At 68.3% G+C, this 19100-nt stretch carries 17 protein-coding genes; 10 read left to right on the forward strand and 7 right to left on the reverse strand.

Translation table 11 applies throughout. The features are described 5' to 3' along the window. Positions 1-216 precede the first annotated feature (216 nt). The 7 genes from CEX87_RS11005 (at position 217) to CEX87_RS11035 (ending at position 5534) form a co-directional block, all read left to right on the forward strand. Complete coding sequence (locus CEX87_RS11005) at positions 217-1695, forward strand: protein kinase family protein (RefSeq protein WP_142301084.1); 1479 nt, start codon at positions 217-219, stop codon at positions 1693-1695. Positions 1696-1716: 21 nt separating this feature from the next. Further along, positions 1717-2499 carry a crotonase/enoyl-CoA hydratase family protein gene (locus tag CEX87_RS11010; protein ID WP_064399987.1) on the forward strand — a complete coding sequence of 261 codons (783 nt, stop codon included), beginning with the start codon at positions 1717-1719 and terminating at the stop codon, positions 2497-2499. A gap of 46 nt (positions 2500-2545) precedes the next feature. After that, on the forward strand, positions 2546-2743 hold the full coding sequence (locus CEX87_RS11015; protein ID WP_131805075.1) for a hypothetical protein: 198 nt from the start codon (positions 2546-2548) through the stop codon (positions 2741-2743). 11 nt (positions 2744-2754) lie between these two features. Further along, positions 2755-3090, forward strand: a complete 336-nt coding sequence (locus tag CEX87_RS11020; RefSeq protein ID WP_064399985.1) for a hypothetical protein — start codon at positions 2755-2757, stop codon at positions 3088-3090. Between the two features lie 81 nt (positions 3091-3171). Next, a complete protein-coding gene (locus tag CEX87_RS11025) occupies positions 3172-4017 on the forward strand; it encodes an arylamine N-acetyltransferase family protein (protein WP_066810845.1) in 846 nt (281 codons plus the stop codon). Positions 4018-4069: 52 nt separating this feature from the next. Next, positions 4070-4990 carry a helix-turn-helix domain-containing protein gene (locus CEX87_RS11030; protein ID WP_416171905.1) on the forward strand — a complete coding sequence of 307 codons (921 nt, stop codon included), beginning with the start codon at positions 4070-4072 and terminating at the stop codon, positions 4988-4990. Position 4991: 1 nt separating this feature from the next. After that, positions 4992-5534: a dihydrofolate reductase family protein gene (locus CEX87_RS11035; protein ID WP_064417991.1), complete on the forward strand. Its 543-nt coding sequence runs from the start codon at positions 4992-4994 to the stop codon at positions 5532-5534. On the opposite strand, the gene CEX87_RS11040 is transcribed toward CEX87_RS11035, so the two are convergent. Continuing rightward, positions 5510-6082 (reverse strand): TetR/AcrR family transcriptional regulator, encoded by a 573-nt coding sequence (locus CEX87_RS11040; RefSeq protein ID WP_064424925.1) that lies wholly within the window; start codon positions 6080-6082, stop codon positions 5510-5512. The two genes, CEX87_RS11035 and CEX87_RS11040, sit on opposite strands and share 25 nt — an antisense overlap. Before the next feature lie 463 nt (positions 6083-6545). Here CEX87_RS11040 and CEX87_RS11045 point away from each other — a divergent pair, with 463 nt between their 5' ends. Further along, positions 6546-8381: an acyl-CoA dehydrogenase gene (locus CEX87_RS11045; protein ID WP_094287114.1), complete on the forward strand. Its 1836-nt coding sequence runs from the start codon at positions 6546-6548 to the stop codon at positions 8379-8381. A 3-nt stretch (positions 8382-8384) separates the two neighbouring features. Here the strand turns inward: CEX87_RS11045 and CEX87_RS11050 are convergent, their stop codons facing one another. Both CEX87_RS11050 and CEX87_RS11055 read right to left on the reverse strand, forming a co-directional pair. After that, complete coding sequence (locus tag CEX87_RS11050; protein WP_094287257.1) at positions 8385-9860, reverse strand: aldehyde dehydrogenase; 1476 nt, start codon at positions 9858-9860, stop codon at positions 8385-8387. Positions 9861-9914: 54 nt separating this feature from the next. Beyond that, positions 9915-10676 (reverse strand): class I SAM-dependent methyltransferase, encoded by a 762-nt coding sequence (locus CEX87_RS11055; RefSeq protein WP_064417993.1) that lies wholly within the window; start codon positions 10674-10676, stop codon positions 9915-9917. Positions 10677-10722: 46 nt separating this feature from the next. Here CEX87_RS11055 and CEX87_RS11060 point away from each other — a divergent pair, with 46 nt between their 5' ends. Then, positions 10723-11883 (forward strand): glycosyltransferase family 4 protein, encoded by a 1161-nt coding sequence (locus tag CEX87_RS11060; protein ID WP_094287259.1) that lies wholly within the window; start codon positions 10723-10725, stop codon positions 11881-11883. 42 nt (positions 11884-11925) lie between these two features. Here CEX87_RS11060 and CEX87_RS11065 read toward each other — a convergent pair whose 3' ends face one another. From CEX87_RS11065 to pgfA, 3 genes are read right to left on the reverse strand one after another with little or no spacing between them, the layout of a single operon-like run. Beyond that, positions 11926-13398, reverse strand: coding sequence for a DUF222 domain-containing protein (locus CEX87_RS11065; protein ID WP_094287261.1), 1473 nt, complete (start codon positions 13396-13398; stop codon positions 11926-11928). A gap of 55 nt (positions 13399-13453) precedes the next feature. Next, positions 13454-15124: an MmpA family trehalose lipid delivery protein gene (locus tag CEX87_RS11070; protein WP_094287116.1), complete on the reverse strand. Its 1671-nt coding sequence runs from the start codon at positions 15122-15124 to the stop codon at positions 13454-13456. Positions 15125-15138: 14 nt separating this feature from the next. Next, complete coding sequence (gene pgfA / locus CEX87_RS11075) at positions 15139-16335, reverse strand: cell envelope lipid trafficking protein PgfA (protein WP_064399979.1); 1197 nt, start codon at positions 16333-16335, stop codon at positions 15139-15141. 214 nt (positions 16336-16549) lie between these two features. Here pgfA and CEX87_RS11080 point away from each other — a divergent pair, with 214 nt between their 5' ends. Then, entirely contained in the window at positions 16550-17662 is a 1113-nt protein-coding gene (locus CEX87_RS11080; protein ID WP_094287263.1) for an acyltransferase family protein, read from the forward strand. On the opposite strand, the gene CEX87_RS11085 is transcribed toward CEX87_RS11080, so the two are convergent. After that, entirely contained in the window at positions 17631-19100 is a 1470-nt protein-coding gene (locus CEX87_RS11085; RefSeq protein ID WP_064428104.1) for an AMP-binding protein, read from the reverse strand. The two genes, CEX87_RS11080 and CEX87_RS11085, sit on opposite strands and share 32 nt — an antisense overlap.

Here is a 19100-nt window from a genome sequence, read left to right on the forward strand (position 1 = left end):
AGAGGTGTAGAAGAGACAGACCCAAGCCGCCCAAGCCGCCGAAGAAGGGCGGCCCGGGCAATGGCAACGGACGGGGCAACGGCAACGGTAAAAAGGGTGACTGACGGGTTTGAGCTGGGCGCCGCGCGGCTACTCACCGTCGACGATTGAGCCGGCTGGCGTCCCCGCCGCACTGTTGCGGTCGGGCGGACCGCCACGGCGAGTGAGTTCGGAGCGATGGCGACAAGTCAACGACTGATTCCCGGCATGGCGATCGGGGGCCGTTACCGGCTGCTCGCCGCACACGGCAGCCGCCCGCTGCTGGATTTCTGGCAGGCGCTCGACATCGCCTCGGGGCAGCATGTCGCGCTGACCGTCGTCGACGCTGCAGAGGAATTGCCCGATGAGTTCGTCCACGAGATCCTTGCGCGCACGATCCGGCTTCGTGGCCTCGACACAGCTGGTATCGCGCCGGTGCTCGAGGTGATGCACACGGGAGCCTTCGGTGTCGTGGTGTCCGACTGGCTTCCCGGGCAGAGCCTCCGTGAGGTCGCTGACGAGGGGCAGGCGCCGGAGTCCGTCGCCGCCATGACGCGAGCGTTGGCCGCGGCCGCCGAGGCGGCACACCGTGCGGGCCTCGTGCTGTCGGTCGACGATCCCGCGCGGTTGCGGGTGGGTGCCGACGGACACGTGGCGCTGGCATTTCCCGCCATCCTTCCCGAGGCCACCGCGCAGACCGATCTCCGAGGGATCGGCTGCGTCCTGTACACGCTGCTGCTCGGCCAGTGGCCGGACGGTGCGGCCGAACCCGCGGAGCCGGCCGAAGCCGATCCCCGGATCCCCTTCCTGATCTCTACGACAGCCTCGGCGCTCCTGCGGGACAATGGTGGAATCAGTAGCGCCGCAACGCTTCTGACATTGCTGGAGCAGGCCGCGGCGTCCGATGCGGAGTCGACTCACCGAGTGATGCCGCCCCTGCCGACTGTCAAGTCCGGACGCTATGCCGAATTCCGCAACTTCGGACCCCAGGAGCAGAAGGAGGCGGCCCGCCGCACCGTCCTGCGCACGGGCCTCGGCGCCGCCGCGGCCATCGTTGCGGTGGGGATGCTGGCGCTGGGCTCCTCGCTCAACGGTCTGCTGGAGACCAACGACGACAATGTCGCGATGGACGCGGACAAGCTCGGGCTGGTGCCGACGACCGCGGCGCCCCCACCGCCCGAGCAGACCAAGACCGTGCGCGGACTGGCTCCCGGCGACCGCATCCCGTTGGAGGCGGCGACGGTCTTCTCCCCCGACGGATCTCCGGACAGCCCCGGCGATGCCGCATTGGCGATCGACGCCAAGCCCGAGACGGCATGGTCGACCGACCGCTACTACGACGCCGATCCGTTCCCGAAATTCAAACCCGGCGTGGGCTTGCTCCTCTCGTTGCGCGAACCCACGCCGATCACCGCGGTCACCGTCGACCAGAACAGCGCGGGCTCGCTGATCCAGGTACGCGGCACCGACAAGACCGAGGACCCGAAGGCGCTGAGCGACACCTTCGAGCTCACGCCCGCCACACCCGTGGAGCCCGGCGTGACGCGGATTCCCGTGACGGACCCGCGGCCCGTCGCGCGGGTGGTGGTGTGGATTACGAAGTTGGGCGCCGCAGACGGTCAGAACCGTGCGGCCATCGCCGAGATCGGCGTGCACGCGCCCGCAGCGCCCGCATGATCTCGTCCGCGGACCGTTACGATCAGCCGCGTGAGTGACAACACTGAACCCGTCGTACTTGTCGAACAGCGCGACCGCATCCTGATCATCACCATCAACCGCCCGCAGGCCCGCAACGCGGTGAACGCCGACGTCAGCCGCGGCCTTGCCGACGCCATGGACCGACTCGACGGCGATGCCGGCCTGTCGGTGGGCATCCTGACCGGAGCCGGCGGCTCGTTCAGCGCAGGCATGGACCTCAAGGCGTTCGCGCGCGGCGAGAACGTGGCCATCGAGGGCCGCGGACTGGGCTTCACCGAGCGCCCGCCCGCCAAGCCGCTCATCGCCGCGGTGGAGGGCTACTGTCTCGCCGGTGGCTGCGAGCTGGCGCTGGCCACCGACCTGATCGTGGCGTCAAAGGAATCCGCGTTCGGCATCCCCGAGGTCAAGCGCGGGCTGGTCGCCGGCGGCGGCGGACTGCTGCGGTTGCCGCAGCGGCTTCCCTACGGTCTCGCGATGGAACTGGCGTTGACCGGTGAGAGCCTGTCCGCGCAGCGCGCTCACGACCTCGGCATGGTCAACGTCCTCGCCGAACCGGGTCAGGCGTTGGAGGCGGCGATCGCCTTCGCAGAGAAGATCACCGCCAATGGTCCGCTCGCGGTGGCCGCGACCAAGCGGATCATCGTCGAGTCGCGCGACTGGAACTCCCAGGAGATGTGGAAGAAGCAGGTCGAAATCTTCGGACCGGTCTTCATGTCCAACGACGCCAAGGAAGGCGCGATCGCGTTCGCCGAGAAGCGGGCGCCGAAGTGGACGGGAACGTAACGGGTTTCATAACCGCCGCCCGGGGCAACCGTTAGACGTGGAAACGTTGTCCCGAGCGCGGAACGCGCAGAAGCGCATCTTCAAGGTGCAGCGACGAGTGTGGTTGGTGCAGGCCGCGATGTGGCCGACGCTGGCGCTCGCCGGTATCGGAGCGGTCGCCGCGGTGATCGCCCGCTATCGCGGACGCGCCGACGGGCCGGGGACAGCGATGCCCTCGCCGGCCGACGGCCTACCTCACCTGTAAGGAGACAGCGCATGGCGCAGAGCGACGACCTGCCGATCACCGACTACGACCAGCTGCCGCTAACCGAGTTGCGGCACCGCATCCGCGCGCTCGACGAGCCCGCGCTGCGCGCGGTGTTCGACCACGAGACCGCGCACGGCAACCGCATCCCGGTGCTCGAGGTGCTGCACGCGCGGCTCAAGGAGTTGACCCACGGTGCCGAGCCGTCGTCCGGTGACCCGAACAACGCGCCCGAGGTGAGCGGTACGGCGGGCGGTTCGCCCGTGCAGGAGTCGACGGCCGCGCAGGCCAACACCCCGCTTCGGCACGGCGTCGCCAACCAGACGCCGGCCCGCGGCAAGCCGTAGGTGCCCGCGCTGGCGCGCGTAGTCTCGCCGCCACGGGGCAATGGTTGACCTGAACGGCCGTTGAGGTCGCAAGATGTGGGCATGGCAACCGACGTGACGGCCGCGCTCGACGTGGCGGCCTACCTGGACCGGATCGGCTACACCGGCTCGACGGAACCGACGCTGTCCACCCTGCGCGCCCTGGTGGCGGCGCACAACCGGTCGATCCCGTTCGAGAACCTCGACCCGCTCCTGGGCATTCCCGTCGTCGATCTCAGTGCGGGCGCGCTGGCCCGCAAGCTCGTGCGCCGTCGCCGCGGCGGTTACTGCTACGAGCACAACGGCCTGATGGGTTACGTGCTCGAGGCGCTGGGCTACGGCGTGCAGCGGCTCGCGGGCCGGGTGGTGTGGATGAACCAGTCGGGCGCACTTCCCGCGCAGACGCATCAGGTGCTGTCGGTGCGTGTCCCGGCAGACGATGGACCGTGGTTGGTCGACGTCGGATTCGGCGGGCAGACGCTGACCTCGCCGATCCGGCTCGAAGCCGGGCCCGTGCAGGCGACGCGCCACGAGCCCTACCGGCTGCGTGAGCACGACGAGGGCTTCCTGTTGGAGGCCGAGATCCGCGGACAGTGGCAGCCGCTGTACACGTTCGAGACCCACCCGCGGCCGCAGATCGACCTGCAGGTCGGAAGTTGGTACGTGTCAACGTTTCCCGAGTCGGGATTCGTCACCGGTCTGTCGGTGGCGCTGGTCACCGATGACGCGCGGTGGAACCTGCGCGGTCGTAACCTGGCCATCCACAGCGGGGGAGACACCGAACGAGTGCGCCTCGACACCGCCGCCGACGTCCTCGCCGAACTGACCGGCCGCTTCGGGATCGACCTGACCGACCTCGGCGACCACCGCGACATCGAAGCCCGGGTCCACGAGGTTCTGGACAGCTGAACGCAGCAGGAATCGTCATGTTCTTACGCCCGCGGCGCGACCATACTCGGTGATCGTGACCACCGAATCGCGCCGCGACCGCCTGCGCGAACTGCTTGATGCGGTCGTCGCGGCCGACAACAGCGGTGTGGACCGCATGGCCCGTAGCACGCACGCCTCCGAATTCCACTTCTCGCGGGAAGTGCGCCGCCTGACCGGCGAGTCGCCCGCGGCGATGCGCCGCCGCATCATGCTCGAACGCGCAGCATGGCGACTGCAGCAGGGTGAGCGCGTGACTGCCGTCGCGGCCGACGAAGGATGGTCGTCGGTCGAGGTGTTCTCGCGCGCCTTCCGACGCACCTTCGGTGTGCCGCCGTCGAGGGCCGTCGACGTCGAGTTCCGGGTGACCGCGCCCAACGGCCTTCACTTCCACCCGCCGCACTCGCTGTGGCTCGACAACGCCGGGGATGCGAAGGAGCCCGACATCTCCCGACTGATGGTGGCGCACGACGTCGCCGACACCGCGTATCTGATCGACCGTGCGAGTGCCCTGACGAAAGAGCAATGGCGAGAGGAGATTTCGCCCGGCCAGGTGGTCCTCGACTGGGACGGTCCCGAACCCAGCGTCGGAGCGGTGCTCGGTGCGATCGTCTGGACCAAGCAGGTGTGGCTGGCCACGATCGAAGGACGCGACTTCCCGGACCGCTCGGCCACCCGAGGAGAAACCACCACCGCCGCGCAGCTGGCCCGACACCATGACGACATCGCAAAGCGCTGGACGACAATGGTTTCCGAGTACGCCGCCGACGGTCGGATGGGGGACATTGTCATCGACGCGCTGTGCGATCCGCCCGAATCGTTTCAGCTGTACGGCATCGTCGCCCACGTGTTGGAGTACGCAGCCCACCGGCGGGGGCTGGCCCGAACGATGCTGGCCCGCCACGGCATCGACGTCCGCATGGGCGATCCGTTGGAGTGGATGAGGGGCAACTGATTTGGCGACGGTCTATTACACGGCATCCAGTTTGGACGGGTTCATCGTCGACGAACACGAAAGCCTGGACTGGCTGACATCGCGCGACATCGACCGGAACGGACCGTTCCACTACGACGAGTTCATCGCCACGATCGGCGCCGTGGTGATGGGTTCGGCGACCTACGAATGGATCGTGCGCAACCATCCCGGTGACTGGATGTACGAGCAACCATCCTGGGTGTTGACGCGGCGATCGCACATCGTCGAGCGCGGACACGATGTGCACACGTTCGCCGGCGACGTCGCCGATCTGCATCCCGAACTGCTCGCCGCCGCGGCGGACCGGGACGTGTGGGTGGTCGGTGGCGGCGATGCCGCGCGACAGTTCGTCGAGGCGGATCTCATCGACGAGATGATCGTCAGCTACGCGCCGTGCTCGCTCGGCGCGGGTTCGCCGGTGCTGCCGATCCGTTCGGAATGGGAACTGGTCGACGCGGCGGTGAACAGAGACTTCGTCTGCGCGCGATGGCGCACGGCTCAGTTGCGGTCGGGCACGCCGTAGCGGCGGATGAAATCCCTTGACCTGATCAGGAATTCGACCTGCTGCGAGACATCGTGGAGCGGGTCGACCGAGCGGGTCGACCGGCACAGCACCACCGCGCCCTCCAGCGCCGCGATGCAGGTGATCGCAAGGGAGGCCGCGTCGGACTCGTCGAAACCGTCGGAGACGAACGCACGGGTCAGCGCGTCACGCCAGTGGCCGAAGATGCTGCCCGCCACGCTGGTCAACTGCGGTTCCTCGGTAGCCGAACCGATCGCCGCCGCCACCACCGGACAGCCGGCCACGAACTCGCTCTCGACGAGCAGTTCCTCCCAGAACGCCACGAAGTTGCGGACCAGATGCATTCCGCCCTTGGCGGCCGCTTCGTCGATCTCCTTGGTGATCGCGTCACCGGCGTAGCTCAGGGCCTCTCGCAGGATCTGGTTGCGGCCAGCGGGGAAGTGGTAGTACACCGACCCGCGTGGCGCGCCGCTGCGGGCGAGCACTTCGTCGATCGTGACGCCTGCCGCGCCGCGCTCCCGCAACACCTCGACCGCGGCGACCAGCATCTTGGTGCGCGTCGAACCGCGCTTGTTGGCGGTCTTCGTCCCGACGGAAGACAGGTCAACCTCCAATGGGGCGATCAGGCTGCGGGCGTGCGAGGCAGGTGCGCCGGACGCCAACCGAGCGTACGGGGGCCGAAACGGAAGACCCGGCGGTCGTGCATCCGATGGGTGAACCGGTATCCGGCGACGTTGACTTCAATGACCCACATCGGGTGCCTCCCTGGCTATGACGAACAGCATAAAACGGTCAACACCCAGGAGCAATCAATGTATTCCACATCACAGCTCTGGGATTAGATCGGCCCAGCTAGACAGGGTCGTCCAGCCGCGGCAGCCCAGCCGAGCCGCCAGGCGCGATTATGAGGTAGACCATAATTCGATCGGAGTCGGGCACCTGAGCTGAAGTGCAGGTCGCGGCGCCATCGGACGGCTACGCTCGGCTCCACGCGAACGAAAGGCGCTCGTGATGGGCCACTACAGAAGCAACGTGCGGGATCTCGAGTTCAACCTGTTCGAGGTGCTGGGTCTCGACAAGGCGCTGGCGACCGGCGAGTTCGGCGAGCTCGACGGCGATTCGGTGCGCCAGATGCTCGACGAAGCGGCCCGGCAGGCCGAGGGTCCGCTCGCCGAGTCGTTCGCCGAATCCGATCGGCGCCCGCCCACATTCGATACGGCCACCCATGAGGTGACGCTGCCCGAGCCGTTCAAGAAGTCGTTCAAGGCCTGGCAGCAAGGCGAGTGGTTCCGCGTCGGGATGGCCGAGGACATCGGCGGGGTCGCGGCACCGGCCGCCGTGGAGTGGGCGATCAACGAGTTCGTCCTCGGCGGCAATCCGGCGGTGTTCATCTACCAGGCCGGGTCGAAGATGGCGGACATCCTCTACGACATCGGCAACGAACAGCAGCGACACTGGGCCGGGCTGATGGTGGAGCGCGACTGGTGCGCGACGATGGTCCTCACAGAACCCGACGCCGGTTCTGACGTCGGCGCCGGCCGCACCAAGGCCGTTCAACAGCCCGACGGCACATGGCATCTCGATGGGGTGAAGAGGTTCATCACCAACGGCGACGCCGGCGACCTGTTCGAGAACATCGTGCATCTCGTGTTGGCCCGCCCCGAGGGCGCGGGACCTGGCACCAAGGGCCTCTCGCTGTTCTTCGTGCCGAAGTTCCACTTCGACCCCGAGACCGGTGAACTCGGCGAGCGCAACGGCGTTTTCGTCACCAACGTCGAGCACAAGATGGGGTTGAAGGTGTCGGCGACGTGCGAGCTGACCTTCGGTCAACACGGGGTGCCCGCCGTGGGCTGGCTGGTCAACGACTCGCACAACGGCATCGCCCAGATGTTCAAGGTCATCGAATACGCGCGAATGATGGTGGGCACCAAGGCGATCGCCACGTTGTCGACGGGTTATCTCAATGCGCTGGACTACGCCAAGACCCGGGTGCAGGGCGCGGACATGACCCAGATGACCGACAAGACCGCGCCGCGGGTGACGATCCTGCATCACCCGGATGTGCGCCGGGCGCTGCTGACGCAGAAGTCCTACGCCGAAGGGCTGCGCGCGCTCTACCTCTACACCGCCGCCCACCAGGATCCCCCCGTCGCGCAGATCGTCTCCGGAGCCGACGCCGAGATGGCAGGCCGCGTCAACGATCTATTGCTGCCGATCGTCAAAGGTGTGGGTTCGGAACGGGCATACCAGTGCCTGACCGAATCCCTACAGACGTTCGGCGGTTCGGGTTTCCTGCAGGACTATCCGATCGAGCAATACATCCGCGACGCCAAGATCGACTCCCTGTACGAGGGCACCACCGCCATCCAGGCGCAGGACTTCTTCTTCCGCAAGATCGCCCGCGACCAAGGTGCCGCGCTGGCGCACCTGGCCGGTCAGATCGAGGAGTTCGTCCGCAGTGACCTCGCGCGTGCAGAGCTCGCCGACGGTCGCGCCCGGCTGGCCACCGCGCTGCAGGACGTGCAGGCGATGGTCGCGGCCCTGACCGGATACCTGGTCTCGGCGCAGGAGAACCCGCGCGAGCTGTACCGCATCGGCCTGGCCTCGGTGCCGTTCCTGCTCGCCGTCGGCGACCTGGTGATCGGCTGGCTGTTGTTGCACCAGGCCGAGATCGCGTTGGCCGCGCTGGACGGCGACGTATCGGGCAGCGACCGCGCGTTCTACACCGGCAAGGTCGCAGCGGCGAACTTCTTCGCCGAGCACATGCTGCCGCTGTTGACCTCTGCGCGCGGCATCATCGAGACCATCGGCCTCGACGCGATGGACGTGCCCGAAGACGCGTTCTAGGTTCTAGTCCTCGGGGGTGTAGCCGAACGGCAGCAGCACGCTCTTGTGCTCGACGTATGCCTCGATGCCCTCCGGACCGTTCTCGCGGCCGATGCCGGAGTTCTTGTAGCCGCCGAACGGGGCGCCGGGATCGAACGCGTACATGTTGACCGCGTAGGTGCCGGTGCGGATCTTCGACGCGACCTCGAGCGCCTTCTTGTTGTCGGTGGTCCACACCGAGCCGGCCAAGCCGTACACCGAATCGTTGGCGATGCGGATCGCATCCTCTTCGGTCTCGTAGGGGATGACCGCCAGCACGGGTCCGAAGATCTCCTCCTGGGCGATCGTCATCGAGTTGTCGACGTCGGCGAACACGGTCGGCTCCACGAACCAGCCGTTGTCCAGACCCGCCGGGCGGCCACCGCCGGTGACGAGGCGCGCACCCTCGTCGACGCCCTTCTTGATGTAGGACTCGACGCGGTCGCGCTGCTTCTCAGAGATCAGCGGGCCGATTGCGGCGTTCGGGTCGTCGGGCAGGCCGACGGGCATCGCGCCGATGAAGTTGGCGATCTTTTCCACGACCTCGTCGTAGCGCGACCGGGGCGCCAGGATGCGCGTCTGCGCGACGCAGGCCTGCCCGCTGTTCATCACGCCCGAGAACCCGAGCATCGGCAGGGTGGAATCCAGGTCGGCGTCCTCGAGGATGATCGCGGCGGACTTACCGCCCAGCTCGAGCGTGCACGGCTTGAGCTTCTCGGCGGCGATCTTCGCGATCTCCTTGCCGACCGCGGAGCTACCGGTGAACGTGTACTTGTCGATCTGGTCGTTGGCGGTCAGCGCGCGACCGGTCTCGGGGCCACCGGGAACGATCGACAGCACCCCGTCGGGCAGACCGGCCTCGGCGAACATCTCGGCCATCGCGAACACCGACAGCGGCGTCTCGGCGGCCGGCTTGAGCACGACGGTGCAGCCGGCCAGCAGTGCGGGGCCGAGCTTGTTGGCGGCCAGGAAGAACGGCACGTTCCACGCGGTGACGGCGCCGACGACGCCGATCGGTTCGCGCACGACCATGGTCTGCCCATAGATGCCGTCGCGGATCTCCTTCCACGGGTACTTGTCGGCCGCGCCCGCGTAGTACTGGAACGACGACATCGCCGCGCCGTACTGCATCATGTCGACGATGGTCTGCGGCTGGCCGGTCTCGGCGGCCAGCAGGAACTTCAGCTCGTCGCCGCGTTCCTCCATCAGCTTGACCGCCGCCGCCAGCACCGCGGCCCGCTCCTGCGGCGACTTGTGCGGCCAAGGGCCCTCGTCGAACGCCTTGCGGGCGGCGGCGCAGGCCGCGTCGACATCGGCGGCCGACGCCAGCGGCACCTTGCCCACCAACTCGCCGGTGGCGGGCGAGTGCACCTCGATCACATCGGAGGTGGCCGGCTCGACCCACTTGCCGCCGATGAACAGCTGGTCCCATTCGGTGCGATACGCGGTGCTCTGTGTCATGACCGTCACACTACCTAGGAAGCCGCCGAAGTAGAACCTGTTGCAGTCGGCCGCTCACGGCGCCCGAAGAACCAGCACCAGGTTGCTCACCAGGAACTCCCTCACAACCGGTACCTTCGTCAGCGACCACGCCCATCTCGGGTGGTAGCGGGGGAAAGCGGCGACCAACGCACCCGTGCTCGCCGCCCACTGCAGGCCGTCGGCCGCCGACACCGCAAACAGTGACGAACCGTAGTTGTTCTTCGGCGGATGGCCCTGCCTGCGGGTGTATCGGCGCGCGGCGCGGGCGCCGCCGAGGTAGTGCCACAGCCCGGTCTCGTGCCCACCGAACGGGCCCAGCCACACCGTGTACGACAGCACCACCAGCCCGCCGGGCCGGGTCACCCGCAGCATCTCGGCGCCCATCCGCCACGGCTGCCGCACGTGCTCGGCCACGTTCGACGACAGGCAGATGTCGACGCTGGCGTCGGCGAACGGCAAAGCCGTCCCGGATGCTCGGACGTAGGTGCTCGCGGTCGCCGTCCCCGGGGCGGCATGCATCTCGGCCGGATCCGGTTCGACCCCTATATAGCGAAAACCCTTGTCGGCAAATGCTTCTGAGAAGTAACCGGGGCCGCCGCCGACGTCGAGCACCGTGCGCCCGGCCGGCGTCGATCCATCCGTGGCCAGCCATAGGTCGGAGACCATCTCGGCGGTGTCCTCGCCGAGAGCGCCGTAGAACCGTGCCGGGTCGCTCTGCTCGAAGCGGAACTGCGCGAGCAGGCGCAGCGACCGCGACAGTGTCGCCCGCTCGGCGAACCGGTCGGTGACTGGCATGGAACCGAAGACTACGCAGCACCGCGATCCGACTACGCTGTTGCCGATGTCTGCCCGTCCGCTCCGATCGGTGTTGCTGCTGTGCTGGCGCGACACCGGCCACCCACAGGGGGGCGGCAGCGAGGCCTACCTGCAGCGCATCGGCGCGCAGTTGGCCGCGTCGGGCATCGAGGTCACGCTGCGCACAGCGCGCTATCCGGGAGCCGCGCGTCGCGAAGTCGTCGACGGAGTCCGCGTTAGCCGCGGCGGCGGGCGCCACACCGTTTACATCTGGGCGGGGTTGGCGATGGTGTTGGCCCGCATCGGCCTCGGGCCGCTGCGGCGCGCGCGACCCGACGTGGTGATCGACACGCAGAACGGCATCCCGTTCATGGCGCGACTGGCCTACGGGCGGCGCGTCGCTGTGCTCGTGCACCACTGCCACCGCGAGCAGTGGCCGGTGGCCGGGCCGGTGAAGGGCCGGATCGGCTGGTTCGTCGAGTCGAGGCTCTCGCCGCGGGCGCACCGGCGCAACCAGTACGTCACGGTGTCGCTGCCGTCGTCGCGTGATTTGGCCGCGTTGGGCGTGCGTCCCGGACAGATCGCGGTGGTGCGCAACGGGCTCGACGAGGCGCCGGCCTCGACGTTGGCCCCCAGGCGCGCGCCGGCCCCGCGGGTCGTGGTGTTGTCACGTCTGGTGCCGCACAAGCAGATCGAGGACGCGCTGGAGGCCGTCGCTGCGCTGCGGCCGCGCTTGCCAGGGCTGACGCTCGACGTCGTGGGCGGCGGCTGGTGGGAGCAGCGGCTCGTCGAACACGCCGCCCTCCTCGGCATCTCCGATGCGGTGACGTTTCATGGCCACATCGATGACGAGGCCAAACACCGTGTGCTGCAAGAGGCGTGGGTGCACGTGCTGCCCTCGCGCAAAGAGGGCTGGGCGCTGGCGGTCATCGAGGCCGGTCAGCATTCGGTGCCCACGATCGGCTACCGGTCGTCCGGTGGGCTGACAGACTCCATCGTCGACGGCGTGACCGGCATGTTGGTCGACGACTTCGACGGTCTGGTCGACGGTTTGGCTGAACTGTTGTCCGATCATGTGCTGCGCGAGCAACTCGGAGCCAAGGCACATGTCCGCTGCGGTGAGTTCTCCTGGCAGCAGAGCGCCGAGGCGATGCGCACGTTGCTGGAAGCGGTGCACCGCGGCCAGTACGTCAGCGGCGTGGTCTAGCCTTCGCGACGCTCACCGTCATCGAACCGTGCCCCTCGGGTGCTAGAACGGTGGCGGATCGTCCAGCAGAACTCTCGGATCGGTCGGCGGACCCGTGCCCAGCGGGTAGAAGCTGCCGAAAGTCTGGGCGGCCGGCGCGGTGTTTTCCGCTCGGATCGTGGCGTTGAGAGCGCGTTCGCGTTGGATGCGCCGCTCGCGGTTCTGGCGGCGGGAGCGTCGGCGGGTGGGCATGCAGATCCCGCGTCCCGGTGTCGGTGCCGGCATCTCGGGCGGGTGAAGTGTGCCGGTGGAAGCGCCGAGTTGTGGAAACAGCATCGCTCCGAACGGAGTAGTGGTGTGTATGCGCCCGGTCGGGCTGGTGAATATGACGGCGCCGTCGGGTTGTTGGCGCACGATCCAGCCGCCGGGTCCGCAGTAGAACGTCTTCATCAGGTGGTGCAGCCGGCAGAAACAGGCGTTGTTGGACGGATGGGTGGGCCCGTGGGGCCAGGGCGCGGTGTGGTCGATGTCGGATCGCCAGGCGGGACGGTCGCAATTCATCCACCGGCAGGTCAGGTCGCGGGAGCGAACGAAATCGGCAAGCGCGGTCGAGGGACGGTACTGCGGTTCGGGTGCGGCGTCGTCGGGGATCTCAATGGGGCGCCGCTTGGCGTGGCGCGCCACCTCGGCGACGGTCGACGCCGGAACCGGACCCAATCCGGATACGTACCCCGGTGTCGTGCCGGCGCCTTCGACGGTGCCCCGCTCGGCGAGCATATGGACCAAAACGGTAGTTGCCGTCCTGCCTGCGGCGGGACAGTCAGGTCGTTCGCATAGGCACGCCATCGCGTCCTCATGGGCAAGCACCGCCGCGATCGCGTCCGCCCGGCGCTGGCGATGCGTTCGTGGATCCTCCCGGCAGACCGTGGCGGCCAGCGCGTCGAGTCGCTGACTCAAAGCCACCCCGTCGACCCCGCGTAGGCAGGCGACGATGTCGGCCATTCCGTACTGGCCAGGTATGACATCGAAATGGCGGTCGTCATCACGGGATTTGGCTCGGCGCACCGCGTCCGGGTCGATCTGAAGGACCAGCCAGTCGACGACCTCGACGAGCTTGTTGTACGACAGGTGGTTCCACTGGGCGGCCCGGTCGGCGAAGATCGCGTCGATCAGTGCGCAGGCGTCCTCGCTGACCATCAGGTCGGTGCGGTAGATCAGCATGTTGACCACCTGCCACTCGATCTCACCGGCCGCGAACACCTTCGCCACCTTGGGAAGCCGTTTGATCAGGGCCTGGCCCGAGCTCATCATGGAAGAGGCCCGTCCGCGGCTGATGCCGAGTTCGGCACCGATCTCGGCAGCCACGACCTCCCAGTCATCGACCACCTTGTCGTCGTTCTCGCCGTCGCATTCGGGAACGCGGCGCAGGCTGAAGTGCCCGATAGCCAACAGCTGACGCGCGATCTCGACCCGGCTGGCGCGCTGCGCCTGGCCCATCAGGTCGACCAACCCCGCGTCGCTCGCCGTATCGAACATATGTGCGAGTATGCCATCGCCCACCGACATTTCTGTTCCGCCGGCGACGGCGAGGTCATCGACGGTGAGGTGCTTTGACTCGCGGCGGCGACTTGCTCAACCGTCGCGCCACCAGGGCGCCCGCACCGCCGAGCAGCATCGCCAGCCAGGCACAATGTGCGGCCAGCACCAGGGTCCGACCGTCGGCCTGCGGCGACGATCCGCCAACCCGGTACAGGGTGAGGTTTTCGTCGGTGTAGGCCACGGGCAACGGCAAACGCTCTGTCGGAGCGCCGGATTCGACCACAACCCATCCGACGCCGGCGTCGGCGAGCAGGTCGCGATCGGCACTCTCGACGAGGATCTCCTGCACGTCGCGCGCGCGTTGCCCTTCCCCGTACACCGTCCGCTCGCCGATGTGCAGATCGCCGGTGGTCAACACGTCGGCACGCACCCACCGGGGCAGCGGGTCGAGCACCGGAGCCTCACCCGCCCACTCGAAGTGGCGCATGCTGCCCATCGGCATCACCGCGACCGTCCGCGGGTCGGCGTTGATGATCGCGGCCACCTTCGCCCATCCCGGCGGGTACTGCACGGCGGTGACGCGGCCACCCACGCCCCACGCCAAGTCCGGCAACGTCGCGATGAGCGCGACGCAGCAGAGTGCCGCGGTCGCCGCCGTCGGCAACCAGCGTCGGGCGAAGATCACCGCCGCCGCGCCGGCAACCACATAGCCCGGCATCGCCAACGCCACCCACTTCTGCGCGTCGCGGACCACCCCCAGGCCGGGCACGGCGCGGACGGCCGCCTCGACGAGGACGAGTCCGGGCCCGGTGGCCATCAGCGCGGGCACCACGACGGCGAACCCGGCCAGGACCATCAGCGGTACGGCCGTCGGTCGGCGCAGCGCGACCGGTAAGCCGAGAGCGACCACGCCGAGCAACACCGCCGTACCCACGATCGCCAAAAGCGTTGTGCGAGAGGGTGGTACGGCATCGGCATTCCAGATTCCGCCCAGCCCGGCCAGGCTGAGCAGTGTTCCGAGGCCCGGTTCGGCGCGCGCGGCGAACGCGAAGACGCCGTCGGCCTGCGACGACTCCAACGACCGCGACACCGTCGCCGCGACCAGCCACGGCAGCGCCGCGACGACCGTCATGGCCATCGTCACGCCCGCACACCGCCACCGGCCCCACCCTTCGCCGGGCGCGGCGACGCACACGAGCGCGACGGTCGCCGCGAGCATCAGCCCGGTGGGCGTCAACCCGGCCAGTGCCAACCAGAAGGCCAACGCCCACAACGGGGTCCACCGCGCCGACTCCCGCATCTGCAGCACCGTCGTGGCGACCCACGGCAGGCACCCGTAGCCAACGAGAAGGCTCCAGTGCCCTTGCAGCAGCCGCTCGGCGACGTACGGGTTCCATATCGCGACCGTCACCGCCACGCACTGACCGGCGAGCCCCGACTCGGGAACCACCGCGGCAGCCAACCGCGCCGCGCCCCAGCCCGCCAGCCACAGTCCCGCGACGAGCAGCGTCTTGGCCACCACCCCCCCGTCGACCACCGAGGACACGACGGCCATGAAGAAGTCCTGCGGAAGGGCCCGCGGTGCCGCCTCGGACAGCCCGAGCGCGGCATCGGACAGATACGAGCGCGGCGTGGACACCGCGTCGCGCAACAGCAGATACCCGGGTGCGAACAACGGCGCCGTCACCACGAGGGCGAGCACCAACGCGTAGGCCGGTCCCACGACCGACCGCCCGATCAGACCGGTCTGTCCGGGGGCAGGTCGGTCGGTCGAGATGTCGGGATCTTCTCGGTCTTGGCTTCGGCGCCCGGGACCTTGATGCCCTGGGTGTCGAAGAATCCGTGGTCGGCCTCGTCGAGACCGGGGTCGATCAGCGCGGACTCCGCGCGCAGGCTGAACGAGCCGAGCAGCGCGCCGCCGACCAGCAGCACCAGCCCCATCGCGGTGAAGGTGATCGGCAGGATGCGGCCCCACAGCGCGACCCGGTCGCGCTCGTTGCCCGCGCTGGCGACCTGGGACTCGACGGTCTCCTCGTTGAACGCGACCTTGTAGTCGACGAACGTGACCTCGGGCTTGAGCGGCTCGCGGGCGTAGTAGTGGTAGCCGTGCTCGTCCCTCTTGACGATCGTCCCCGACACAGGGTCGACCCAGAAGGTGCGCTGCGCGGCGTAGTACCGCGACATCGTGATCGGCTCGTCGGGCTCACCGGGCACACCCCACATCGCCGCGCGGGCGGTGACCTCGCTGTCGGCGTCGTCTTCGTAGAGCGAGGCGTACTTCACCGGCTCGACGAGCTTGCCGTCGGAGTCGTAGCCGACGTTCTGGGTGAACCGGTAGGTGGTCAGGCCGTTGACGTCTTCTTCGCCGTCGTAGTTGGCGTCGAACGCCTTCTGCGCGATCGGGTCGAAGACGGAGTAGGTCTTCTTCTCGGTGTCGAACGGGAACCGGTAGGCCAGGCCCTCGTGCGGCAGCGCGATGTTGGTCGGCGGCTTGTCGTCCTCCATGGCGCGCGGTTTCTGCACCGCACCGCCCGGATTGCTCTCGCTGGACACCGCCTCGGCGGTGCTGCGGTTGACGGTCACCGTGTCGACAAGCGCCAACAGCAGGCCGGCCTCCTGCTGTTTGTCGGTGCGGCGCAGCGTGGAGCCCACCTGAAGCGTCACCACGTCGGCGTTCGACGGGGACTCGACGGTGAGCTGCTCCTGCTGAACCATCGGCACGTCGCGGTCGACGACGAACCGTTCGCTGTTCAGCGATGCCGGGTCGAAGGCCGTGCCGCTGCCGTCGCTGATCAGCGTCGCATCGAGGTCCAGCGGGATCTTGGCGATCTTGCTGTGGGTGTAGGTGGACAGCAACAGCGCGGCGATCAACAGGGCGGCACCCAGCCCCAAGATCCCGCAAGCCGCAATCCGCAGCGCCACTGCGCGGTTCAAACCGTGCCTCCTTCACCTGCGGTATGCCCGCAGAAACCCGTTTGACCCTAACAGCACAATTTAAGGTCGGCGTCGCTCCAGACGCATCCGCCGACCCGTGGTCACCGTCCTCGGCTTCACCGGGCACACTGATTTCGTGGCAGTTGCGTTGGCCGGCGAGACGCGCGAGGAGCAGGTGGGCGGAACCCGCGGGTTCCTGCCTGCGGTGGAGGGCATGCGAGCCTGCGCCGCGGTCGGCGTCGTCGTCACCCACGTGGCGTTCCAGACCGGGCACACCGGCGGGATCAGCGGACGACTGTTCGGCCGGTTCGATCTCGCGGTGGCGCTCTTCTTCGCCCTCTCGGGTTTTCTGCTGTGGCGCGGGCACGCCGCGGCAGCGCGCGGGCTGCGGCCGACCCCACCGACCGGCCACTACCTGCGCTCCCGGATCGTGCGCATCATGCCCGGATACCTCGTGGCGGTCGTGGTGATCCTGTCGCTGCTGCCGGAGGCCAAAGCGGACCTGACCGTATGGTTGGCCAACCTCACCCTGACCCAGATCTATGTGCCGCTGACACTCACCGCGGGGCTGACGCAGATGTGGAGCCTGTCGGTCGAGGTCGCGTTCTACATGGCGTTGCCGTTCCTCGCGCTCCTGGTGCGACGCGTCCCGGTGCGGGCGCGCATTCCCGTCATCGCCGGCGCGGCGCTCGTCAGCCTCGGGTGGGCGGTCCTGCCGATCGCGACATCGGCCGGCGTCAACCACCTGAACTGGCCGCCGGCCTTCTTCTCCTGGTTTGCCGCGGGCATGCTGCTCGCCGAGTTGACCGTCACGCCGGTCGGATGGCCGCACCGACTGGCCCGGCGGCGCCTCCTGATGGCGGTCATCGCGGTCGCGGCGTTCCTGGTCGCCGCCTCCCCGATCGCCGGACCCGAGGGCCTCACGCCGGGCACGGTCACCCAGTTCGTCGTCAAGATCGCGATGGGCGCCGTGGTCGCCGGTGCGCTGCTCGCGCCGCTCGTGCTCGACCGCCCCGACACCTCGCACCGGGTGCTGGGCAGCACCACGATGGTGACGTTGGGGCGATGGTCCTACGGACTGTTCATCTGGCACCTCGCCGCGCTCGCGATGGTGTTCCCGGTCATCGGCGAGTTCGCGTTCAACGGCCACATGCCGGTGGTGCTGGTGCTGACGGTCGTGTTCGGGTTCGCGATCGCCGCGGTCAGCTATGCGCTGGTGGAGTCACCGTGCCGAACGGCGTTGCGGCGCTGGGAGTATCGCCATACCCGCCCGGTGCCGCCGTTGGACTCGTCGGTCAGCAGCGTGCCTGAGCCCGTCGCGAGATGACCTCGTCGCGGACCGCTGACCGGCGCGCTTTACCCGCGTCGTCGCGCAGCGGCTCATCGGTGAACTCGACTGTGCGGGGCACCTTGTAGCGTTCGAGTCGCTCGGACAGGAACGCGACGACGGCCGCCGCGTCGAGCCCACCCTCGGCATGCACCAGCGCATGCGGCACCTGACCGAGGTCGTCGTCGGGGACGCCGACCACCAGACACGACAGCACCGCCGGATGCTCGGACAGCGCCGACTCGATCTCGGCGGGATAGACGTTGCGGCCGCCGACGGTGAACATGTCCACCCGCCGGTCGCTGAGGTAGAGGAAGCCGTCGGCATCGAAGTACCCGAGGTCGCCCAACGAATCCCAGCCGTCGCGGGATTTCGCCGTCGCGCCGACGTAGCGGTAGGTGGGTCTGCTGCCCGGCGACGGCCGCATGTAGACCTCGCCGACCACCCCGGGCGGGCACTCGTTGCCGTCGTCGTCGAGCACCTTCATCTCGCCGGCGACGACGACACCGACCGACCCCGGATGGGCCAACCATTGACTTCCCGAGATGAACGTCAACGCCTGTAATTCGGTGCCGCCGTATAGTTCCCACAGCACATCCGGTTGCAGAATCTCGATCCAGGCGCGCTTGACCGCGGGTGGACACGGCGCCCCGACATGCCAGAACCGCCGGATCGAGGACAGGTCGTAGGCGTCGGGGTCGGCCCGGTAGACCGGAATCAGGCGCTGCATGATCGTCGGCACCGTGGTCAGGAACGTCACGCGATACTCCGTCACGAGCCGAAGGAACTCGTGCGGTTCGAACCGCGGCATGATCACCAGGTGATGGCCCTGCACAAGCCCGATCGCGAAGGTCGTGAAGCCGGTGTTGTGGCTCATCGGCACCGAGATCAGGTTGACGTCACCCTCTTGCGCCCCAAGGGGATAACCCACCATCGGCGGGTAGCGGCTGTCGTTGCCCGCCTCGATCAGCTTGGGCCTGCCGGTGCTGCCGCCCGATGCCATCGCCTTGAACACCGGCGACACCTTCTCGGGTAACGCTGCATCCGAGAGGCTTTCATCGGGCACGTAACCCGCTGGCACGCTTGCTATTCGGCCGGTGGGGTCGGCGCGGCCGACGACCAGGGCGCGGGGCCGCAGTTCGAGCAGCCCAGTCAGTTCGGCATCGGGAAGCCTTGGAGAGAGCGGCTGGGGGATCGCACCCAGCTTCCACGTCGCCAGTACCGCCTGCACCCACTCGATGGAGTTCGGCAACACCACGGTGACGTAATCACCTTCTCGCACACCAAGTTCGGCGTAGGCTCTGGCCAGCCGGTTGGTCGACGCGTCGAGCTCACCTCGGGTCAGGGTGACGCCTTCGCACGTGATGGCGGGCGCGTCGGGTTCGGCCTCGGCCAGCCGTGACACCTGCGTGCTGATCGGCGGAGTCTGTTCGGGCAT

This window comes from Mycobacterium lehmannii (assembly GCF_002245535.1).
Lineage (GTDB): Bacteria > Actinomycetota > Actinomycetes > Mycobacteriales > Mycobacteriaceae > Mycobacterium > Mycobacterium lehmannii.

What these genes read in the sequence shown, in the direction of transcription:
- CEX87_RS11005 (WP_142301084.1), top strand. Translation starts at nt 217, where the DNA reads ATGGCGACAAGTCAACGACTGATTCCCGGCATGGCGATCGGGGGCCGT.
- CEX87_RS11020 (WP_064399985.1), top strand. Translation starts at nt 2,755, where the DNA reads ATGGCGCAGAGCGACGACCTGCCGATCACCGACTACGACCAGCTGCCG.
- CEX87_RS11025 (WP_066810845.1), top strand. Translation starts at nt 3,172, where the DNA reads ATGGCAACCGACGTGACGGCCGCGCTCGACGTGGCGGCCTACCTGGAC.
- CEX87_RS11040 (WP_064424925.1), bottom strand. Translation starts at nt 6,082, where the DNA reads ATGCTGGTCGCCGCGGTCGAGGTGTTGCGGGAGCGCGGCGCGGCAGGC.
- CEX87_RS11045 (WP_094287114.1), top strand. Translation starts at nt 6,546, where the DNA reads ATGGGCCACTACAGAAGCAACGTGCGGGATCTCGAGTTCAACCTGTTC.
- CEX87_RS11050 (WP_094287257.1), bottom strand. Translation starts at nt 9,860, where the DNA reads ATGACACAGAGCACCGCGTATCGCACCGAATGGGACCAGCTGTTCATC.
- CEX87_RS11055 (WP_064417993.1), bottom strand. Translation starts at nt 10,676, where the DNA reads ATGCCAGTCACCGACCGGTTCGCCGAGCGGGCGACACTGTCGCGGTCG.
- CEX87_RS11060 (WP_094287259.1), top strand. Translation starts at nt 10,723, where the DNA reads ATGTCTGCCCGTCCGCTCCGATCGGTGTTGCTGCTGTGCTGGCGCGAC.
- CEX87_RS11065 (WP_094287261.1), bottom strand. Translation starts at nt 13,398, where the DNA reads ATGTTCGATACGGCGAGCGACGCGGGGTTGGTCGACCTGATGGGCCAG.
- CEX87_RS11080 (WP_094287263.1), top strand. Translation starts at nt 16,550, where the DNA reads ATGCGAGCCTGCGCCGCGGTCGGCGTCGTCGTCACCCACGTGGCGTTC.
- CEX87_RS11085 (WP_064428104.1), bottom strand. Translation starts at nt 19,100, where the DNA reads ATGCCCGAACAGACTCCGCCGATCAGCACGCAGGTGTCACGGCTGGCC.